The sequence below is a fragment of the Bradyrhizobium sp. genome (assembly GCF_027451485.1).
GTDB lineage: Bacteria > Pseudomonadota > Alphaproteobacteria > Rhizobiales > Xanthobacteraceae > Bradyrhizobium.
Window position 1 is genome coordinate 19865 of sequence record NZ_DAIDJE010000043.1, and the last position, 17806, is coordinate 37670.

A 17806-nucleotide genomic window follows, 5' to 3' on the forward strand; every position below is an offset into this window, starting at 1 on the left:
CTCACACGCTGCCGCCGAGATAAAGCCGCTTGACGATGTCGTTGCCGTGCAATTCGTCGACATTGGCCGCGACCACGATCTCGCCGTGGACGATGATATAGCCGCGATCGGCAATGCGCACTGCCTGATTGAAGTTCTGCTCGGCCATCAGCACGGTGAGATCGAAGCGCTCGCCGAGTTCGCCGATCTTGGTAATCATCTGCGAGACCAATAGCGGCGACAGCCCCACCGAAGGCTCGTCGATCAGGAGCAGCCGCGGCGATGACATCATGGCGCGCGCGATGGCCAGCATCTGCTGCTGCCCGCCCGACATGGTGCCGGCGAGCTGCCCGGCGCGCTCCTTCAGGACCGGAAAGGCGTCGAAGGCCAGCGCGAGGTTGCGCGCGATGTCGCGGCGTGCGGCACGGCGGAAGGCCCCCAGCATCAGATTTTCCGACACCGTCAGCCGCGGGAACAGCCGCCGCCCCTCCGGAACCAGCGCCACGCCGAGGTCGACGATCGCCTCCGGCGACATCCTGGCGAGATCGTGCGTCGCGCCGTCGATTGTGAGAGAGACGCTGCCGCGCCACGGCCGCACCAGGCCCATGATGCATTTCATCAGCGTGCTCTTGCCGTTCCCGTTGGTGCCGAGCAGCGCCACCGTTTCGCCGGTCGCCACGTCGAGCGAGACGCCGCGTAGCGCCTTCACCGCGCCGTATCCGGCATCGAGATCGCGGATTGCGAGGCTAAGTGCCAAGATAGGCCTCCTGCACCCGCGCATTGGCCATGACCTCGGACGGCTGTCCGATGGCGATGATCCTGCCGGCGTCCAGACACATGATTCGCTCGGAGAAACGCATCACGGCCTGCATGATGTGTTCAATCATGATGATGGTGATGGATTCGCCGGCGAGCTTCAGCAGCAGATCGAGCACCTCGTCGACTTCCGAGCCGGAAAGCCCGGCCATTGCTTCGTCGGAGATCAGCAGTTTGGGCCGCGTCGCCATCGCGCGCGCGAGCTCCATCTTGCGCAGCTCGACCTGGCTCAAGCCGGTGACGCGCGCCTCCGCCTTGGCGGCCAGTCCCATCTCGCGAAGGATCGCCATTGCCTGGTCGCGATGGGCCTCGGCCGTGAGCCGCAGATGCGTGGCGCTGGTGAAGTCGGCTGCCACCATCAGGTTTTCGATCACCGTCATGCTGCGGAAAGGACGCGGAATCTGGAAGCTGCGCGCGATCCCGCGTCGGGTGCGGACATGCGGCGGCAGGCGGGTGATATCCTCGCCGTTGAAGACGACGGTCGCGGGATCGGTGCGGAAGGCGCCGGAGATGCAATTGATCAGCGTGGTCTTGCCGGAGCCGTTGGGGCCGATCAGCCCGAACCGCTCGCCGGGTCTGATGTCGACGCTGACGTTGTCGAGCGCGGTGAAGCCGCCGAAGCGCTTGGTCAAGGCACCGATGCGCAGCAAAGGGGCCAAAGTCGTATCGCCGGCGGTCATGCCTTGCCCTCCGAACGCCGACCTTTTCGGAACAGACCGATGATGCCTTCGGGCGCACCGACCACGAACAGCACCAGCATGACGCCGAGCACCAATACGTTCACTTCCGAGGAAATGGTAACGGTCAGGAGCTGCTGGGTCACGCCGAGCAGGATGGCGCCGATCACCGGCCCGATCCAATGCGCGGTGCCGCCGATCAGGGCCATCGCGAGCACCGATACCGAGTAGTTCAGGTTGAAGGCCGAGGCAGGATCGGCATATTGCAGATACATCGCCCCCGGCGCCCCGGCCGCGCACATCAATGCGCCGGAAATCACGCAGGCCGTCATCTTCAGCCGCAGCGTGGGCACGCCGGTGCATTCCGCGGCCAGTTCATCATCCCGCAGCGCCTGAAGGCCGCGGCCGATCCAGGAGTTCTGGATGTAGCGCGAGATCGCAACCGAAAGCACCACGAGCAGCGCCTGGACGAAGACCAGCATCTGCACATAGCTGTGGAATGGCGCGGTCACCGGCGGCCGCTGGATCTGGATGCCGGCGGCGCCGCCGAGAGAGCGCCAGTTGGTCACCGTGGTTTCCACAACGATGGTCACGGCGATCGTCGCGATCGAAAAGAAGATGCCCTGCATGCGCAGCGTCAAAAGGCCGACTGCAAAGCCCATGACCGCGCCGACAATCGCGGCGACCGCGATCTGCAGTGCAAGCGGCGCTCCGATCGCGCTGACCAGAAACACCGCCGTGTAGACCCCGACGCCGAAAAACGCGCTGGTACCGAAATTCACATAGCCGGCGTAGCCGCCCAGAATGCTCCAGGCCACCGAAAGCACGATGAATTGCAGGATGACGTAGCCCGCAAAGAACCAGTATTCGTTGGCGACAAACTGCGCCGACAGCAGAATTGCGGCGAGAAACAACAGGGCAAAGCCCCAGAACGCGATGGCATTGCGTTTCATCGTCATCGCCTGCCAAGCAGGCCCTGCGGGCGCACGGCGAGAATGCCGAGCAGCAGGGCAAAGGAAATCGCCGGCGCCCATGACGCGCCGAACATCGTCAGAACGATCGTCTCGGCGATGCCGAGAATGATCGCGGCTATGAGCGTGCCGGTCATGCTGCCGAGCCCGGCCATCACCACGACGCAGAAGGTCCGGCCGATATAGGCGCGGTCGAGGGTCGGATCGACGGGCGAGACGATGATGAGCAACGCGCCGGCGACGCCGAGCACCGCCGTCGCGATCCCGAACGCCCATTGCTTGATACGAACCGGATTGGCGCCCATCAGTCGCACCGCTTCCTCGTCCTGCGCCACCGCGCGGATCGCGCGGCCCATGAAAGTACGCGAAAGGTAGACCGACAGCAGCAGCGTCAATCCGCCCGCAACCGCAAACGCCACCATCAGGCGCAGCGGAACCCGCATGCCGGCGATCCGCCAGGACTTGCCGATATAGGAGGCCGTTACAGAACGCTGGTCGACACCGAAATAAAGAATCAGCAGCACCTCGATGATGAAGGCAATGCCAAAGAAGAAGGCGATGCCACGCACGGCGGCATCGGTGCCGCGCCGCTCGAATGTCTCGTAATAGAGCCGGTAGGCGAGAAGCCCGAACACGAACAGAAGCGGCGTGATCAGAACCCCCGCCAGCAGCGGATCGATATCGTAGCCGTCATTGAGAAAAAACACGGCGTACGACGCCATCACCAGAAAGGCGGGATGCGCCACCTGCGGCACGTCAAGCAGCCCGAAGGAAACCGACAGCCCGATGCTGACGGCCGCATAGAAGCAGCCGAGCAGCACGCCAGTCACGACCGCCTCGAGCAGCAGGTCCATCGAAAACAATGTCAGGCTCCCCTCGCCCCGCCTACTCAAAAGTTCGCTGCTTTAGAGCGCCATGTCTTCACGCCCATGCACCTCTCCCCGACGCGGGAAGAGGTCGGAAGCCGGACGCATGTTGGATTCCGGATGAGGGGCTTGCTCCATATTCGAAATTTACACGCAAATTCGTCCAAGCTCCCCAGCCCTCCCCCGCAAGCGGGGAGAACGAACTCTTCATCTCGCGGATATCTTAGCGACGTTACTTCCGCGCGGCTTCGAAGGGCGTGATCAGATTGCCGGATTTCAGCTTCTCGGGAAACAGGATGACCTGCTTGCCGGGCTTTTTGAACTGATCGATGTTGTTGTCGACAATGCCCTGGAACTGCGCCTGCAGAGTTGCAGTCTCTTTGCGCTCACCGTCTGCCGAAAACGCGATCGGACCAACAATGGTCTTGACCTCGTTTTCATGCAGGTACTTCGCGATCGCCTTCTGGTCGAGGGAGTTGGTCGCCTTGACGGCGGCGGCGATGAGCTGGCCCGACGCATAGCCGAACGGTGCCAGATAAAAGCCGAGCGGATCGACCTTGGCCGCGACGGCGCGCTTGGAATATTCCTCGAAGAAAGCCTTGGTACCGTCGTAGTACATGCCGGGCTCCGGCAGCCAGGTGTTGAAGTTGACGACACCGTTGAGCAGCGAGCCCATTTTCGCCATCACCGGACCGAACTGAAGGCCGACCATGCCGCCGCCGAACAGCTTGACGTTGTCGCCTACCCCGATCTCGTTGACGGCGCGCAGGATGCCGGCTGAATCCGGCGGATAGGACGCGACATAAACGATGTCGGGCTTGGCGGCACTGAGGGCGCGGATGATGCTGGAGAACTCCACGGTGTTCGGCGGATAGGCCTGATCGAACACGATCGGCAGGTTGCGCTTGCCGGCAACTTCGCGCGCGGTCTTGGCCAGATTCTGTGCGAATTCCTGATCGGCGGTGAGCAACGCCACGGTCTTGCCGCCGGCCTTCTGGCCGATATCGAGAAACGCCGATGCCCAGGCGTCGGCCGGACCCCACGGCGCATTGTTGAACCACATGTCGTGGTGGATCTTGCTGTTGACCTGGAACGAGAAGTTGCCGATCAGCACCATGCCGCGCTGCTTGACGAGCGGCATGATCGGCGCGGTCGGAACGGTCGCGTAGGGCGCAAAGAGCAGGTCGACCTTGTCGATGTCGAGCAGCTTGGAATAGAGCGCCGGCGTCTCCGATGCGCTTGATTTGTCGTCATAGACGACGAGTTCGACCTTGCGCCCGAGCATGCCGCCTTTGGCATTGATGTCGTCGCGCCAGATCTCGATGCCCAGCAGCGAGGGCTTGCCGCCGCCTGCGAGTCCGCCGGTCAGCGGCATTGACATGCCGATCTTGATCGGCGGCTGATCGGCCCCAGCCTTTCCGATCAGCGAGACGCCGATGCCGGTGATGGCGGCGCCGAGAAACGTTCTGCGTTTCATTATTCCTCCCTTATGCATCGTCCGAGCCGGATTCTTTCGTTCCGTATTGCGGACAGTAATGAAAGACGTCACTCAAGGTTACGGCCGGGCCATGCCCGACCACAACCCAAACTCTGGTCGCATGACCCTGCAGGTCAAGCCGGCTGTTTCAGGATCGCGGCCGGATCGGCGCCGACCCGGCCGCTGGCCCGGTCAGCCGCCGTCTCGCGTGACAGGCGCATGTCGAAGCGAATGCTCGGCACCCCTGGAATCGGGCACTCCGGGTCCTTCGGGTTGATATCGACCGCGAGATCGCCGGAAGAGCCGAACACCACGTCGTCGGCCAGATGCGGGTCGTCGCGCAAATAAAGCGCCGTCACCAGTTCGCGATAGCCGGGCGCGCCGACCAGGAAATGAATGTGCGCCGGCCGCATGCCGTGCCTCTTCTGGGCGCGAACCATTTCGCCGACCGGGCCGTCCATCGGGATCGAATAGCCGAGCGGCTTCACCGTGCGCAGAACGAACAGGCCCCTGGCGTCGGTGGTGAAGATGCCGCGGTAGTCGACCGAATTCGGATTCTCCTGGATGTCATAGAGGCCGCTGGCGCTGGTCTGCCAGAGCGACACGGTGGCCCCGGAGAGCGGCTTGCCGTTCACGTCAGTCACATAACCGTACAGGGCGATTTCAGTCTCGGGCCGGGCGTTCCTGGCGATCTGGCTGCCGGGGGCCAGATGCGGCGTGGCTTCGCGGTAGAAGGGTCCGAGCAAGCTCGTATGCGTTCCCTCTTCCATGGCCGTTTCATCGTGCAGGCCGTTGACCAGTGCCGAGAGACCCAGCGTATCCGACAACAGGATGAATTCCTGCCGCGCTGGCGTGCATATCTTGCCGACCGCCGTCATGAAGGCGATGCCCTTGAGCCATTCCGCCGGCGTGAGATTTACGTCCCTGGCGAAAGCATGCAGGTGTTTCACCGCCGATGCCATGATTTCCTTCAGGCGCGGATTGGTCGTTGTAGCCATCTGGTCGAGCACGGCCTGCGTGATGTTGTCAGGCGTCAACTCCTGCATGCGCTCCTCCTAAGGTCCGCTTGGCCATGACCTTGGCCAGCCATGGCTTTTTTTGCTGGCCGGCAGCCTATCGTTCTCCGGGCGCAACCGCAAATCCCGCGCCGTGGCCGGGCCGGGAAATCGGATTCCCCGTCCGAATTTTCACCAGATGAGAAATGTTCAGTCGGTCTCGTCGCGGCGGACGCTGAGCGGATGGGTCTGCGCGGCCGTCGCGGGGGTGCCGAACATCCGCGGCTGGGTGAGTACCTCCGGCTGAAGGATCTGGTCGAGCTGCTCGCGGGTCAGAAGCTTCCTGGCGAGCACCAGATCATAGACGCTCTGGCCGGTCAGAAGCGCCTGTTGCGCAACCTCGGTCGCATTGCCGTAGCCGATATATGGATTGAGCGCGGTGACGATGCCGATCGAGCGCTCGACGCCGCGGCGCAGACCGTCGCGGTTGGCTGTGATGCCCCTGATGCACCGCTCGGCCAGTGTCAGGCAGCCGGCGCGCAGATGGTTGACGCTCTTGAAGAGGCTGTGAGCGATGATCGGTTCGAAGGCGTTGAGCTGTAACTGGCCGGCCTCGGCCGCAAAGCTCACCGTCACGTCGTTCCCGATCACTTCAAAGGCGATCTGGTTGACGACCTCGGGGATGACAGGATTGACCTTGCCCGGCATGATGCTGGAGCCCGCCTGCATCGGCGGCAGGTTGATCTCGTTGAGGCCGACCCGCGGCCCCGACGACAGCAGCCGCAGGTCGTTGCATGTCTTGGACAGTTTCACGGCGACGCGTTTGAGCACGCCCGAGAGCTGTACGAAGGCGCCGCAATCCTGGGTGGCCTCGATCAGGTTCGACGCGGTGACGACCGGGATGCCGGTGACGTCGCGCAGGTGCTGACAGACCAGCCGCGCATAATCCGGATGGGCGTTGATCCCGGTGCCGATCGCGGTCGCGCCCATGTTGATCTCGCAGATCAGAAGCACCGCTTCCTTGAGGCGCAGTTCGTCTTCGCCGAGCATCACCGCGTAAGTCGAAAATTCCTGCCCCAGGGTCATCGGAACGGCGTCCTGCAACTGGGTGCGCCCCATCTTGATAATGTCCTTGAATTCCTCCGACTTCGCCTCGAAGGTGCCGCGCAGCATCGCCATGGCATCGACGAGGCGCATGATGCCGGAATAGGCCGCGAGCTTCAGCGCCGTGGGATAGACGTCATTGGTGCTCTGGCTCATGTTGACGTCTTCATTGGGGTGCAGGAACGTGTAGTCACCCTTCGAGCGGCCGAGCAGTTCCAGCGCACGATTCGCGATCACCTCGTTGGCGTTCATGTTGCTCGAGGTACCGGCGCCGCCCTGGATGACGTCGACGACGAACTGCTCGTGGAACTTTCCACCCCTGATCTCTTCGGCGGCAGCGACGATAGCGTCAGCTTTCGCGGCATCGAGCAGCCCGAGGTCACGGTTGCTTCGCGCCGCCGCCATCTTGATCGACGCCAGCGCCTTGATCAAATCGGGATAGATTGAGATCGGGGTGCCGGTGATCGGGAAATTTTCGACGGCCCGGAGCGTGTGGACTCCGTAATAGGCCTGCCCCGGAACGTCGCGGTCGCCCAATAGATCGTGCTCGCGTCGCATGCTCATGGAGAGGTCTCCTGCGTTGTCGCGGGGGAGCGATCAATACAGGATCGAACCGGATTTCCAAGCTTTTGATTCAACTTGTGCAGGCGCGAAAGCTTCACATTGCGGCGTCTTATGGGCCGCAATTGAACGCGCTGATCGTGGCCGTTTTTCTCGCAGGCATTTACCTTTTTCCGGATTTTGGATGCCAGCAAGCGGACGGCTCTCCGCAATGTTTAAGCCATCCTTTAGATGTGAGACCTATCGTCAACGGTACGATTTCCCGCCTTTTGCCGGGGATCCGAGACCATTTTTCGGTTAACCGACCGACTTTCCAAGAACTTGAACAAAACTCCTGGGTGGGATGGCTCAAGGAATCAGCGGCTCCGGCAACGAGATTGACTTCGATTTCGCGACGTCGATCGCGGATCGGGCCAACCGTATGATGGCGCAGCACGGCGTACCGCCGACGCCCGATAATTTCTCCGTCTGGTTCTACTACGCGATGGGCGGATCACTCACGCTGAAGAAGACCATCGACATCCTGATCGCCAACAAGCGCAAGTTCGACTCCGCCGTCAACCGCGAACTCTACGTCACCTACGTCAACCCGCATGCGAGCACGAGCGGAGATTTTCCCGAGCAGTTGCGCAGCGTCATCGCGAGCGCGCAGGAATATCTTACGACCGCGATCATCGACAATCGCACGCAGATGCAAAATCTCGGCGAGGTCAAATCGGAATGCCTGGGCGCGGTCGATCCGCGGCCGATCATCGAACGGCTGGTAGAGGAGCTGTCGCATGCGACGAGCCGCTCCTCGGCGCTTGAAGCGAACTTCCTTCAGACCACGAAAGACCTCGACCAAATCAAGGACTCGCTGAAGGAGGCGGAGCAGCATTCCAACACCGACGCTCTCACCGGGCTTGCCAACCGCCGCGCGCTCGAAGCATTCCTGCGCGCGGCGCAGATCACGGCCATGGAAGCGGGAACGCCGCTCAGCATCCTGATGCTCGACGTCGACCATTTCAAGCAGTTCAACGACGGCTATGGACATCAGGTCGGCGACCAGGTGCTGCGGCTGGTCGCCAAGGTGCTCCAGGAAAACGTCCGCGACTGCGACCTCGCCGCGCGTTTTGGCGGTGAGGAGCTGATGGCGATCCTGCCGGGAGCGGCGATCGATGCCGGCATCGAGGTGGCCGAGCGCGTTCGCCGCCGTATCGCCGACGCCCGGCTGACGCGGCGCACGACCGGCGAGGAAATTTCGAGCGTGACGGTTTCGATGGGCGTGGCGCAATTCCGCATGGGCGAAACCGCCGATGGCCTGATCGCGCGCTGCGACAAGGCGCTCTATCAGGCCAAGCGCAAGGGACGCAACCGGACGGTCAGGGAGACCGAAGAAGAGATCGCGGCTTAGAGCTTGGTTTTCAAAGCGATGGCGCCGCCCCGGCCATTCAGATCATGGACGCCACTTTTTCCAGACCGATCAGGCGGGCGAGCTGGCGCACTTCGCGCTTCTGATCTTCGCGCAGCTGAAACAGGAGCGGCATCGCCGCCGACTTCAACTGCTGGACTTCCGCAGAGTCCGGATCGATATGCACCGGCGCATTGGGATCGGCCTGCCGCGTGGCGTGCAGCCTGCGGGCCACCGCACGGAGCGCCGTCTCCACCGCCGGCCAATAATATTCCTGCGATGCCGACAGTTGCAGCCGCTGCTTGATGCCGGCGATCTGCGCATCGCTCAACAGCGTGTATGACTTTTGCACGGGCGGCTTCGCAGAGGCATGCGGCTTTGACGACGTCGGCGCCTCATCCGCTGGCCTGGAGACTTCCTTCGAGATTTCCTTGTAAATCTCCTTGGCGGCCTCCGCCTCGGGAGAAGCGGCCGGCGCAAAGGCCTGCCGCAGCGGCTCGGGGGAAATCGCACCGGTAGGCTCAGGCGGAACCGGATCGGGTGCGAGCGCGGCAACCCTCAGCCTGTCCGCCTTGCCTTCCTGGTTCGATACGACAGCCTGCGCCGGGATTGACGGTGTCGCCATGGAGGTGATGCTCGCGGCCGGCACGCTGTCCTGCCCCAGAATGGCGGCGACCGCCGAACCTACGACCAGGAAGCAGGTCAGAGCGATAATGGTGACGGCTTTTGACAGGTAACTCTCCATTTCACGGGATCTGCGCTTGACCGGCCTGCCCACCGCAGTACCTTCCCCACAATAGCGGCGAGAAATAAGGCCTAACGGTGCCGCCAAGATGACGATCGGACACCTCCGGTCCCCGCCCCGGGAACCGGTTGCAAGCGATCAGGCGGCGACAAGTTCGTAGGCGTCCTGAATGTCGGCAACGATGTCGGAAGCCTCCCACAGCGCATCCGGCGCGACCGTCTGCCAGCTGATGGTCCAGTTGCGGCCGCCCTTTGCGGTGAAAGGCAGGCGGACGACGTCGAATTGCGCATCGCGGCAAAGCGGATGGCGATCGAGCGCATAAGCGACACGGCGCCTGATTTCATCCAGGGTTGCCGGCGTCTTGGCAAAAAGCGTCTCGAAATCCATGTCACACCCTCGAAACCCGGTTCCCGCAGACCGCGCGATGGTGCGGCCGGCGCTGGAGCCAAGTCTTGGGCGGACGTGGTTAATTGCGGGTTAAATGACGGTATGCGCGGGCGTTACAGCGGAAGATCCACCGCCGCGTCATATTCCCTCTTGAAGCGCGCGATCAGTTCGGCCGCCGGCACGACCTGGCTGACGCTGCCGACGCCCTGGCCCGACCCCCAGATGTCCTTCCAGGCCTTGGCCTTGGCGCGCTCGCCGGACGCATCGGTGCCGAAACTCATCTTCGAGGCATCCGACGTGGGGAGATTATCCGGATCCATCCCCGCCGCCACGATCGACGGCCTCAGGTAATTGCCATGCACGCCTGTGAAGAGGTTGGAATAGACGATATCTTCCGCGCTCGAGCTCGTGATCATCTCCTTGTAGCGGTCGACCGCATTGGCCTCCTTGGTGGCGATGAAGGCCGAACCGATATAGGCGAAGTCCGCGCCCAACAGGCGCGCGGCACGGATGGCGCGGCCATTGGCGATCGCGCCCGACAAGGCAATCGGCCCATCGAACCATTTCCGCGTCTCCGCCACAAAGGCGAAGGGCGAGATCACGCCGGCGTGGCCGCCAGCACCTGCGGCAACCAGGATCAGGCCGTCGGCGCCCTTTTCGACCGCCTTGTGGGCGAACTTCTGGTTGATCACGTCGTGGAAGACGATACCGCCCCAGCGATGCGCAGCCTCATTGACTTCCTCGCGCGCGCCGAGCGAGGTGATGATGATCGGCACCTTGTGCTTCTCGCACAGCGTCAGATCGTGTTCGAGGCGGTTGTTTGAACGATGCACGATCTGGTTGACCGCAAACGGCGCCGACGGCCGCTCCGGATGGGCCGCATCGTACTCGGCGAGCTCCTGCTTGATCCGCGTCAGCCAGGCGTCGAGCAATTCGGGCGGACGGGCGTTCAGCGCCGGAAACGCGCCGACGATGCCGGCCTTGCATTGGGCGATCACGAGATCGGGCACCGAGATGATGAACAGCGGCGCCCCGATCACTGGAAGCGACAGGCGGCCCTTGAACAGCGCAGGCATCGACATCAGCAAGAATCCTCAACTTTCCGGGCTACGGAAAATTTTTGCCCGGGCGCCAAAGGATGCCAGACATCATATCAAAAAGGCAATCGCGGTGATTCTCGGTCATCGTCCGGCTTGACCGGGCGACCCGGTACGCGGTGACGCCCGATCATCTCAGCTGCTCTGGAATTCCGGATTCGCCGCTCTCGTGGGGAATGACAGTCTTGCCGCGGCCTACTGGCACAAAGCGCGCGTGACGAAATTGTCGGTGCGGCAATCGCCCGGCTTGCGTGTCCGGCCCGGGATCAGAACTTTCGCCGAACAAGCTTCGACCGAATCTGTCGACAGACTCTTGCCTTCCTTGAAGCCCTTGGACTGGCATAGCCTGTCAGCGGCCATCTTGCAGTCGGCGGCGCCATTGGCGGCCGCAGGACAGGGAATACGGCCTGTCGCCATGGATGACGGCGTCGCCAGTCGCGACAGGCTTTCCCCGGCATCCTTGACGACGTCCTTGGTCTTTGCGTGGAGCTCGTCGAGCGTTTCGCCCGGGCTCTTCAGGGACGGCAGGATCGACAGGGACTTTTCCAGCATCTTGCCCATTTCGTTGAACAAGCCCGGATTCTCCGGGGCTGCTGGCTGAGGTGCATCCGACTGCGGTCCGGGGACTTGCCCGTTCCCCGGCGAGGGTGCGAGTTGCGCCGGCGCCTGCTGCAGGGGTACCGCCGTTTGCGGCCAAGCGGTGCCGGCCGCCAAAACCCAAACGAGGGCGATAAGGGCCGCCGACCTCAAACCAGCTTGATCGCGATGACGAAGCCGGCGGCGAGCAGAACCAGGAACGCCGTCACCCAGATGCCGAGACGCCTCTCGATTTCGGCGCGGATGAAATCCCCGTAGCGGTTGAGCACGATCGCCACGATGAAGAAGCGGCCGCCCCGGGCGATGATCGAGCATAGGATGAACAGCCAGATATTGTAGCCTGCAAAGCCCGATGTGATCGTCACGAGCTTGTAGGGGATTGGCGTGAGCCCCTTCAGCAGGATGATCAGGCTGCCCCATTGGGCATAGGACGCGCGAAAGGCTTCGACCTTGTCGCCGAGGTGATAGAGATTGATCAGCCACTGCCCGACCGAGTCATAGAGAAGCGCTCCGATCGCATAACCGAGCACGCCGCCGGCCACCGAGGCAATCGTACAAAGAGTCGCAAACAGCCAGGCGCGCGCCGGCCGCGCCAGCGACATCGGCAGCAGCATGATGTCGGGAGGAACCGGAAAGAAGGAACTTTCCGCAAAGGCGACTGCCCCGAGGATCCACAACGCGTAAGGCTTGTCGGCGGCGTCGATACACCAATCGTAGATGCGTCTGAGCATGCCGCGATGAAGCATCACAGCGCAGATTTGTCCATGCCGGAACGGCAGGAAATCAGTGGCGCTTGCGCAAAGCGCGCCCTTCAAGCGCGACAATTGGTCGCCGCGACAGGCGGGGCGGCGGGACCTTCACCGGCGACTTCGGCATCTTCTCGGCGATCCCGAGCAGGTTCTCGCGCCGCTCCATCTCGCGCCAGACGTCTTCGGGGCGCACACCGGCGGATGCCCACAAAACGGTGAGGTTATAGAGCAGGTCGGCGCTTTCGCGGACAACGGCGTCAGTCTTGCCGTTGACGGCATCGATGACGACTTCGATCGCCTCTTCGGCGAGCTTCTTTGCCATCTTGTCGGGACCGCGCTGAAACAGCCGGGCCGTTCGCGAAACCGAAGGATCGAGATCCTTGGCCGCCATGACTGCCTGATAGAGCCGTTCGAGCGAATCACTCATGTCTTTAAGATAATCCAAACGCCTCGCCAGCGTGTTAATAACGTCGCAAACGCCGCAAAACCACCGGCCACGGTGAGCAGCGACTTAATCCGGCCGCGCGATTTGAAGGCGCCGAAGCGGTGACCGGCCCGGCTCAGTAGCCATGACAGCCGGCCACGTCACCGCCGTAGCACTACGGAGCCGGTGCGCAATCGCTTAGTTGTGAACGTCGCCGCTCGTGCACACCAGCCAGAAACCATGCTTGCTCACCTGCGGTTCAGATTGCCGTTGGCAGAATGCCAATGCCGGCGTCATGAAACCGACACATCCGAAGCGGCAATAGACTTTCCATAGTTCGGTGCGATGCCGATGCGCGCAGTTCAGTCACTCATCGCCTGTTGTCTCGCCGCCTGGGTTTGCCTGGGCTCACAGATGGGCCGCGCCACGGAGACCGGTCACCCCCTGGCGGTCGGACTTTCCTTCGATCGCCCGATCGACGCCGGTGCAGCTCCCCTGATCGTTGCCATGACCGACGGCCTGTTCTCCGGCGAGAGGCTCAACGTCACCCCCAACATCGTCGCCGGATCGCCCGAAGCGATCGCCAGCGTCGCCTCCGGTGCCAGCGAATTTGCCCTTGTCGATCTCAACGAGCTGATCCGATTCCGCAGCCAAGGCTCGGCGCCGGTAAAGGCCGTGTTCGTGCTGTTCAACAAGGCACCCTACGCCATCGTCGCCCGCAAGAGCCGGGGCATCCACGTGTTGTCCGACATCGAGGGCAAGACATTGGGAATAGCCGCCAGCGACCTTTCGGCCGGCCTGTGGCCGGCCCTCGCCCACCAGAACGAGATCCGTCTCGACCAGGTCAAGCAAAGCGCCATCAGCGCGGCGGTGCGTGAGCCGATGCTGTCGGCCGGTCAGGTCGACGCCGTCACGGGCTTTTCCTATCTTTCGGCCGTGAACCTGCGGGATCGCGGCGTTCCCGCCGACGACCTCGCTGTGCTTCGCTTTGCCGACTACGGCTGCGACGCCTATGGCTTTGCCGTGATCGTCAATCCCGCATTCGCCGCCAAGCAGCCGGATGCCGTGAAGGGCTTCGTGCGGGCCCTGATTGCCGGGATCGGCCTGACCCTCCGCGACGAGGGTCACGCGGTCGATCAGGTGCTTACCCAAATGGAGCAAGGCTCGCGCGAGCTGGAGCTGGAGCGGCTGCACGCCGTCGTCCGCGACAACATCATGACGGATGAAGTCAATCGCAACGGCCTCGGCGGGATCGATCCGGCCCGTCTCGAACGCTCGATCGATCAGGTCGGCGAAGGCTTCAAATTCGCCAAGCGTCCCCACGCGGCCGACATTTTCGACGACGGCTTCCTGCCGCCCCGCGCCGACCGTCTGATCAACTGAGACAGCGCCGAATGTCCGGGGTGCCCTGATGCAGGGCTGCACCGCTCCTTGAGCAGCAGAATGTGCTCGCGCCCGCTGGATGGCGAAGCTAAGCTCAAGTAACGGCACCTCGTGGATAACGACAGAATTAGTCGTCCGTAACCGCCAGACGGCGCTGAGGACTAACGGGCAGCTCCAAAATTGGTGAGGTGTGTCTCGCAACACCGTGGACGCTGCGGGTCGGACCGAGCATGAATTGAAAGGGCAGGAGGGTAGTTCATCATGAGACGACGCCACGTATTGCATCTCGGGATCGGCGGGATCACTGCACTCGGCGCCCTTTCGCGAATCGGAGCGAAGAGAGCAGTGGCTGCTGATGGCCACGAAACGTTCGTCTACGTTTCGAACGCTGGCACCAAGGACATCTATGTCCTCGGCATGAACCGGGAAACCGGTGAACTCACGATGATCGAGAAGGCGCCAGTACCCGGCTCGGAGAAGACATCGCTGGTCAGCCTGCCGATGGCGACGGCTCCAAACAAGCGCTTCATCTATGCCCAACTGCGCAGCGAGCCGTATCCTGTATCGACGTTCTCCATCGACCACAGCAACGGAAGGCTGGTCCATCTCGGTGCGGCGCCACTGGTCGACCAGATGGCCTACATCAATGTTGACAAGACCGGAAAACACCTGCTCGGCGCCTCCTATACCGGCGCCAAGGTGGCCGTCTACCCGATCGACGCGCGCCATGCCGTCGAAGGCACGGCGAGCCAAGTCATCGACACCAAGCCGAAGGCGCATTGCGTCTTCATCGACGCCAGCAACAGGCATGTTTACGTGCCTGTGCTCGGGGCTGATCTCGTCATGCAGTTCAAGCTCGATGCCGGCACCGGCATGCTGACGCCCAACGATCCGCCGACCGTCGCCACCAAGGCCGGTGCGGGGCCGCGCCATTTCACCATCCACCCGAACGGCAATTGGGCTTATCTCATCACGGAGACGACTGCGACCATTGGCACCTATTCCATCGATAGGGACAAGGGAACACTTAGCGAGGTCGCATATGTCGACACCGGCGATTACAACCAAAAGGATTCGGCTTTTGCATCCGACATCCACGTGACGCCAAACGGCAAGTTCCTTTACGGAGCCGTGCGCACAACCAGCATGCTGCATGGTTACAAGATCGACCAGGGGAAGGGCACGCTGACCAAAATCGGCAAGTGGCCGACCGAGAAGACCCCGCGCGGCTTCAACATTGATCCGCGCGGCAGGTTCTTGCTGGCGGTGGGTCTGGATTCAGCAAGCCTGACTGTCCATGCAATCGATCAGAACACTGGCGAACTGAAAAGCGTGAGGCAATATCCGATGGGTCAGCAGCCGAACTGGGTCGAGATCGTCGACAGGATCCACGACTAGTGCGGTCGATTTTGACATTCGCATGGAGTATCCGCGAACGGTTAGCGAACGTCAGATCAAGGCCGCATTCGAAGAAATAACGTTCTCTGCAGATTGCTGTTTGAGGCGTTTTCCTCACGCCAAGCGGTTTTTCACTTCGCTCGAAGACGACCTCCTCTCGCCAAACGGCATACCACAACCGCGCGCTTGCCCCGTCGACGAGCGTTCGGACTTCGCGATCCACCGTCGACGCCATAACGGTACGCTGGCTCTCCGCCACGATCCCAGATTAAGATGTATTCGACCGGCTGAACGTTATCGCGACCTGATATTTTGGGACCGCATGTCTTTGCTTCGCCTATATGCACGCGTGCTTGGGCTGCTTGGCAAGGAAACGCGGCTGGGGTGGATTCTCGCCGGCGCCAACCTCCTGCTCGCCGCCGCGCAATTCGCCGAACCGGTGCTGTTCGGCAAGATCGTCGACACGATGTCCGGCAAGGCCGCCGCCGGTCGCCTTGGATCGACATCGGCCTGGCCGATGCTTCTCGCCTGGGCCGCTTTCGGCCTGTTCACGATCCTGTGCGGCGCATGGGTGGCGCTGCATGCCGACCGCCTGGCGCACCGCCAGCGTCAGGCCGTGCTGACCGGCTATTTCGAGCACATCCTGCAACTGCCGCTCACCTTTCATACCGGTACCCATTCCGGGCGGCTGATGAAAGTGATGCTCAACGGCACCGACGCGCTGTGGCGGCTGTGGCTCGGTTTTTTCCGCGAACATTTCGCTGCTATCCTGTCGCTGGTGGTGCTGCTGCCACTCGCGCTCTATATCAACTGGCGGCTGGCGATCCTTCTGTTCCTGCTCTGCGTGATCTTCACCGTCCTGACGACGCTGGTGGTGCGCAAGACCTACGGCATGCAGAGCGATGTCGAGGCTTACTACAGCGATCTGTCGGCGCGCGCGTCCGACGCGCTCGGCAATGTTGCGCTGGTGCAAAGCTTCGTCCGTATCGACGCCGAGGTGCAGGGCGTGCGCTTCGTCGCCGACAAATTGCTGGCGGCGCAGATGCCGGTGCTGTCATGGTGGGCGATGGTCACCGTGATCACGAAGGCTTCCACCACGATCACGATTCTGGCGATCTTCGCCGTCGGCATCTTCCTCAACGAACAGGGCCTCACCTCGGTCGGCGAGATCGTGACCTTCGTCGCGTTCGCCACGCTTCTGATCCAGAAGCTCGAGCAGGTGGTGAGCTTCATCAACAATGTCTTCATGGAGGCGCCGCGGCTTACCGAATTCTTCAACGTGCTCGATGCGGTGCCGACGGTACGTGACCGGCCGGACGCGATCGATACCGGACGTCTCTCGGGCCTTGTCGAGTTCAATGACGTTTCGTTCTCCTATGACGGCAAGCGGCCGGCGGTCGAAGATCTCACCTTCACGGCGCTGCCCGGCCAGACCATCGCGCTGGTCGGCCCGACCGGCGCCGGAAAATCCACCGCGATTGCCCTGTTGCACCGCGCCTTCGACCCGCAATCGGGCTTCATCAAGATCGACGGGATGGATGTGCGCGGCTTGAAGCTCAACGCGCTCAGGCGAAACATCGGCGTGGTGTTCCAGGAAGCGCTGCTGTTCAACCGGACGCTTGCAGACAACTTGCGGGTTGGCAAGCCGGACGCGACCGACGAGGAACTGCGGATTGCCGCCAGCCGGGCGCAGGCGCTGGAATTCATCGAGCGCAGCGAGCGCGGCTTCGACACCAATGCCGGAGAGCGCGGCCGCTTGTTGTCCGGCGGCGAGCGTCAGCGTCTGTCGATCGCGCGCGCCTTACTCAAGGATCCGCCGATCCTCATTCTCGACGAGGCGACCAGCGCGCTCGATGCGGTCACGGAAGCCAAGGTCAACGCCGCCCTCGATGAAGTGATGAAGGGACGTACGACCTTCGTCATCGCCCACCGCCTGTCGACCATCCGCAACGCCACGCAGATCCTGGTGTTCGACAACGGACGCGTGATCGAAAGCGGAACTTTCGATGAACTTGTCGCGAAAGGCGGGCGATTCTCGGAACTGGCGAAGGCCCAGTTCATGGTGCAGGAAGGCGCGCGCGCGAGCCTGACGGCCTCTTAGAGCACCTCACGTCATTGTCAGAACCGGCGCACCGTCGAAATTCGGCCCATTTCGTTTAGGAAGCGGGTATCAAACCGACTCCACTTTGC

The 17806-nt window shown here is 62.4% G+C and carries 17 protein-coding genes; 4 read left to right on the top strand and 13 right to left on the bottom strand.

The window, feature by feature from the left end; genetic code table 11:
* Window position 1 precedes the first annotated feature (1 nt).
* The 7 genes from NEZ08_RS05895 to aspA all read right to left on the bottom strand — a co-directional run bounded on the left by NEZ08_RS05895 (window position 2) and on the right by aspA (window position 7449).
* Window positions 2–736, bottom strand: coding sequence for an ABC transporter ATP-binding protein (locus NEZ08_RS05895; protein WP_298105099.1), 735 nt, complete (start codon window positions 734–736; stop codon window positions 2–4).
* The gene (locus tag NEZ08_RS05900; RefSeq protein ID WP_298105102.1) at window positions 726–1475 is read right to left on the bottom strand and encodes an ABC transporter ATP-binding protein; all 750 of its coding nucleotides are present in this window, start codon (window positions 1473–1475) and stop codon (window positions 726–728) included. Before NEZ08_RS05900 ends, NEZ08_RS05895 begins: the two co-directional genes overlap by 11 nt.
* The gene (locus NEZ08_RS05905) at window positions 1472–2425 is read right to left on the bottom strand and encodes a branched-chain amino acid ABC transporter permease (RefSeq protein ID WP_298105105.1); all 954 of its coding nucleotides are present in this window, start codon (window positions 2423–2425) and stop codon (window positions 1472–1474) included. The genes NEZ08_RS05900 and NEZ08_RS05905 overlap by 4 nt, the downstream gene beginning before the upstream one ends.
* Before the next feature lie 2 nt (window positions 2426–2427).
* Window positions 2428–3297, bottom strand: a complete 870-nt coding sequence (locus NEZ08_RS05910; protein WP_298105219.1) for a branched-chain amino acid ABC transporter permease — start codon at window positions 3295–3297, stop codon at window positions 2428–2430.
* Between the two features lie 244 nt (window positions 3298–3541).
* Window positions 3542–4786 carry an amino acid ABC transporter substrate-binding protein gene (locus tag NEZ08_RS05915; RefSeq protein WP_298105107.1) on the bottom strand — a complete coding sequence of 415 codons (1245 nt, stop codon included), beginning with the start codon at window positions 4784–4786 and terminating at the stop codon, window positions 3542–3544.
* Between the two features lie 134 nt (window positions 4787–4920).
* Complete coding sequence (locus NEZ08_RS05920; protein WP_298105112.1) at window positions 4921–5832, bottom strand: dioxygenase; 912 nt, start codon at window positions 5830–5832, stop codon at window positions 4921–4923.
* Between the two features lie 159 nt (window positions 5833–5991).
* The gene (gene aspA / locus NEZ08_RS05925) at window positions 5992–7449 is read right to left on the bottom strand and encodes an aspartate ammonia-lyase (protein WP_298105115.1); all 1458 of its coding nucleotides are present in this window, start codon (window positions 7447–7449) and stop codon (window positions 5992–5994) included.
* A gap of 421 nt (window positions 7450–7870) precedes the next feature.
* Here aspA and NEZ08_RS05930 point away from each other — a divergent pair, with 421 nt between their 5' ends.
* The gene (locus NEZ08_RS05930; RefSeq protein ID WP_298105222.1) at window positions 7871–8839 is read left to right on the top strand and encodes a GGDEF domain-containing protein; all 969 of its coding nucleotides are present in this window, start codon (window positions 7871–7873) and stop codon (window positions 8837–8839) included.
* A gap of 37 nt (window positions 8840–8876) precedes the next feature.
* Here the strand turns inward: NEZ08_RS05930 and NEZ08_RS05935 are convergent, their stop codons facing one another.
* The 6 genes from NEZ08_RS05935 to hisE all read right to left on the bottom strand — a co-directional run bounded on the left by NEZ08_RS05935 (window position 8877) and on the right by hisE (window position 12838).
* A complete protein-coding gene (locus NEZ08_RS05935; RefSeq protein WP_298105225.1) occupies window positions 8877–9569 on the bottom strand; it encodes a hypothetical protein in 693 nt (230 codons plus the stop codon).
* A 150-nt stretch (window positions 9570–9719) separates the two neighbouring features.
* Window positions 9720–9968, bottom strand: coding sequence for a hypothetical protein (locus NEZ08_RS05940; protein ID WP_298105118.1), 249 nt, complete (start codon window positions 9966–9968; stop codon window positions 9720–9722).
* Window positions 9969–10081: 113 nt separating this feature from the next.
* Window positions 10082–11050, bottom strand: coding sequence for a nitronate monooxygenase family protein (locus NEZ08_RS05945; RefSeq protein ID WP_298105121.1), 969 nt, complete (start codon window positions 11048–11050; stop codon window positions 10082–10084).
* A gap of 210 nt (window positions 11051–11260) precedes the next feature.
* The gene (locus NEZ08_RS05950; RefSeq protein ID WP_298105124.1) at window positions 11261–11815 is read right to left on the bottom strand and encodes a hypothetical protein; all 555 of its coding nucleotides are present in this window, start codon (window positions 11813–11815) and stop codon (window positions 11261–11263) included.
* Window positions 11812–12393: a YqaA family protein gene (locus tag NEZ08_RS05955; RefSeq protein WP_298105127.1), complete on the bottom strand. Its 582-nt coding sequence runs from the start codon at window positions 12391–12393 to the stop codon at window positions 11812–11814. Before NEZ08_RS05955 ends, NEZ08_RS05950 begins: the two co-directional genes overlap by 4 nt.
* A 52-nt stretch (window positions 12394–12445) precedes the next feature.
* Window positions 12446–12838, bottom strand: a complete 393-nt coding sequence (gene hisE, locus NEZ08_RS05960) for a phosphoribosyl-ATP diphosphatase (RefSeq protein WP_298105130.1) — start codon at window positions 12836–12838, stop codon at window positions 12446–12448.
* Between the two features lie 342 nt (window positions 12839–13180).
* On the opposite strand from hisE, the gene NEZ08_RS05965 reads away from it, so the two are divergent.
* From NEZ08_RS05965 to NEZ08_RS05975, 3 genes are all read left to right on the top strand, one after another.
* Window positions 13181–14218 (top strand): ABC transporter substrate-binding protein, encoded by a 1038-nt coding sequence (locus tag NEZ08_RS05965; RefSeq protein ID WP_298105135.1) that lies wholly within the window; start codon window positions 13181–13183, stop codon window positions 14216–14218.
* Window positions 14219–14479: 261 nt separating this feature from the next.
* On the top strand, window positions 14480–15616 hold the full coding sequence (locus tag NEZ08_RS05970) for a lactonase family protein (protein ID WP_298105139.1): 1137 nt from the start codon (window positions 14480–14482) through the stop codon (window positions 15614–15616).
* A gap of 322 nt (window positions 15617–15938) precedes the next feature.
* The gene (locus NEZ08_RS05975) at window positions 15939–17717 is read left to right on the top strand and encodes a glucan ABC transporter ATP-binding protein/ permease (protein WP_298105142.1); all 1779 of its coding nucleotides are present in this window, start codon (window positions 15939–15941) and stop codon (window positions 17715–17717) included.
* Window positions 17718–17806 lie beyond the last annotated feature (89 nt).

Coding starts and splice junctions, on each gene's coding strand:
- hisE (WP_298105130.1), bottom strand. CDS start 12,838: ATGAGTGATTCGCTCGAACGGCTCTATCAGGCAGTCATGGCGGCCAAG.
- NEZ08_RS05940 (WP_298105118.1), bottom strand. CDS start 9,968: ATGGATTTCGAGACGCTTTTTGCCAAGACGCCGGCAACCCTGGATGAA.
- NEZ08_RS05945 (WP_298105121.1), bottom strand. CDS start 11,050: ATGTCGATGCCTGCGCTGTTCAAGGGCCGCCTGTCGCTTCCAGTGATC.
- NEZ08_RS05955 (WP_298105127.1), bottom strand. CDS start 12,393: ATGCTCAGACGCATCTACGATTGGTGTATCGACGCCGCCGACAAGCCT.
- NEZ08_RS05905 (WP_298105105.1), bottom strand. CDS start 2,425: ATGAAACGCAATGCCATCGCGTTCTGGGGCTTTGCCCTGTTGTTTCTC.
- NEZ08_RS05900 (WP_298105102.1), bottom strand. CDS start 1,475: ATGACCGCCGGCGATACGACTTTGGCCCCTTTGCTGCGCATCGGTGCC.
- NEZ08_RS05970 (WP_298105139.1), top strand. CDS start 14,480: ATGAGACGACGCCACGTATTGCATCTCGGGATCGGCGGGATCACTGCA.
- NEZ08_RS05965 (WP_298105135.1), top strand. CDS start 13,181: ATGCCGATGCGCGCAGTTCAGTCACTCATCGCCTGTTGTCTCGCCGCC.
- NEZ08_RS05920 (WP_298105112.1), bottom strand. CDS start 5,832: ATGCAGGAGTTGACGCCTGACAACATCACGCAGGCCGTGCTCGACCAG.
- NEZ08_RS05915 (WP_298105107.1), bottom strand. CDS start 4,786: ATGAAACGCAGAACGTTTCTCGGCGCCGCCATCACCGGCATCGGCGTC.
- NEZ08_RS05930 (WP_298105222.1), top strand. CDS start 7,871: ATGGCGCAGCACGGCGTACCGCCGACGCCCGATAATTTCTCCGTCTGG.
- NEZ08_RS05910 (WP_298105219.1), bottom strand. CDS start 3,297: ATGGACCTGCTGCTCGAGGCGGTCGTGACTGGCGTGCTGCTCGGCTGC.
- aspA (WP_298105115.1), bottom strand. CDS start 7,449: ATGAGCATGCGACGCGAGCACGATCTATTGGGCGACCGCGACGTTCCG.
- NEZ08_RS05975 (WP_298105142.1), top strand. CDS start 15,939: ATGTCTTTGCTTCGCCTATATGCACGCGTGCTTGGGCTGCTTGGCAAG.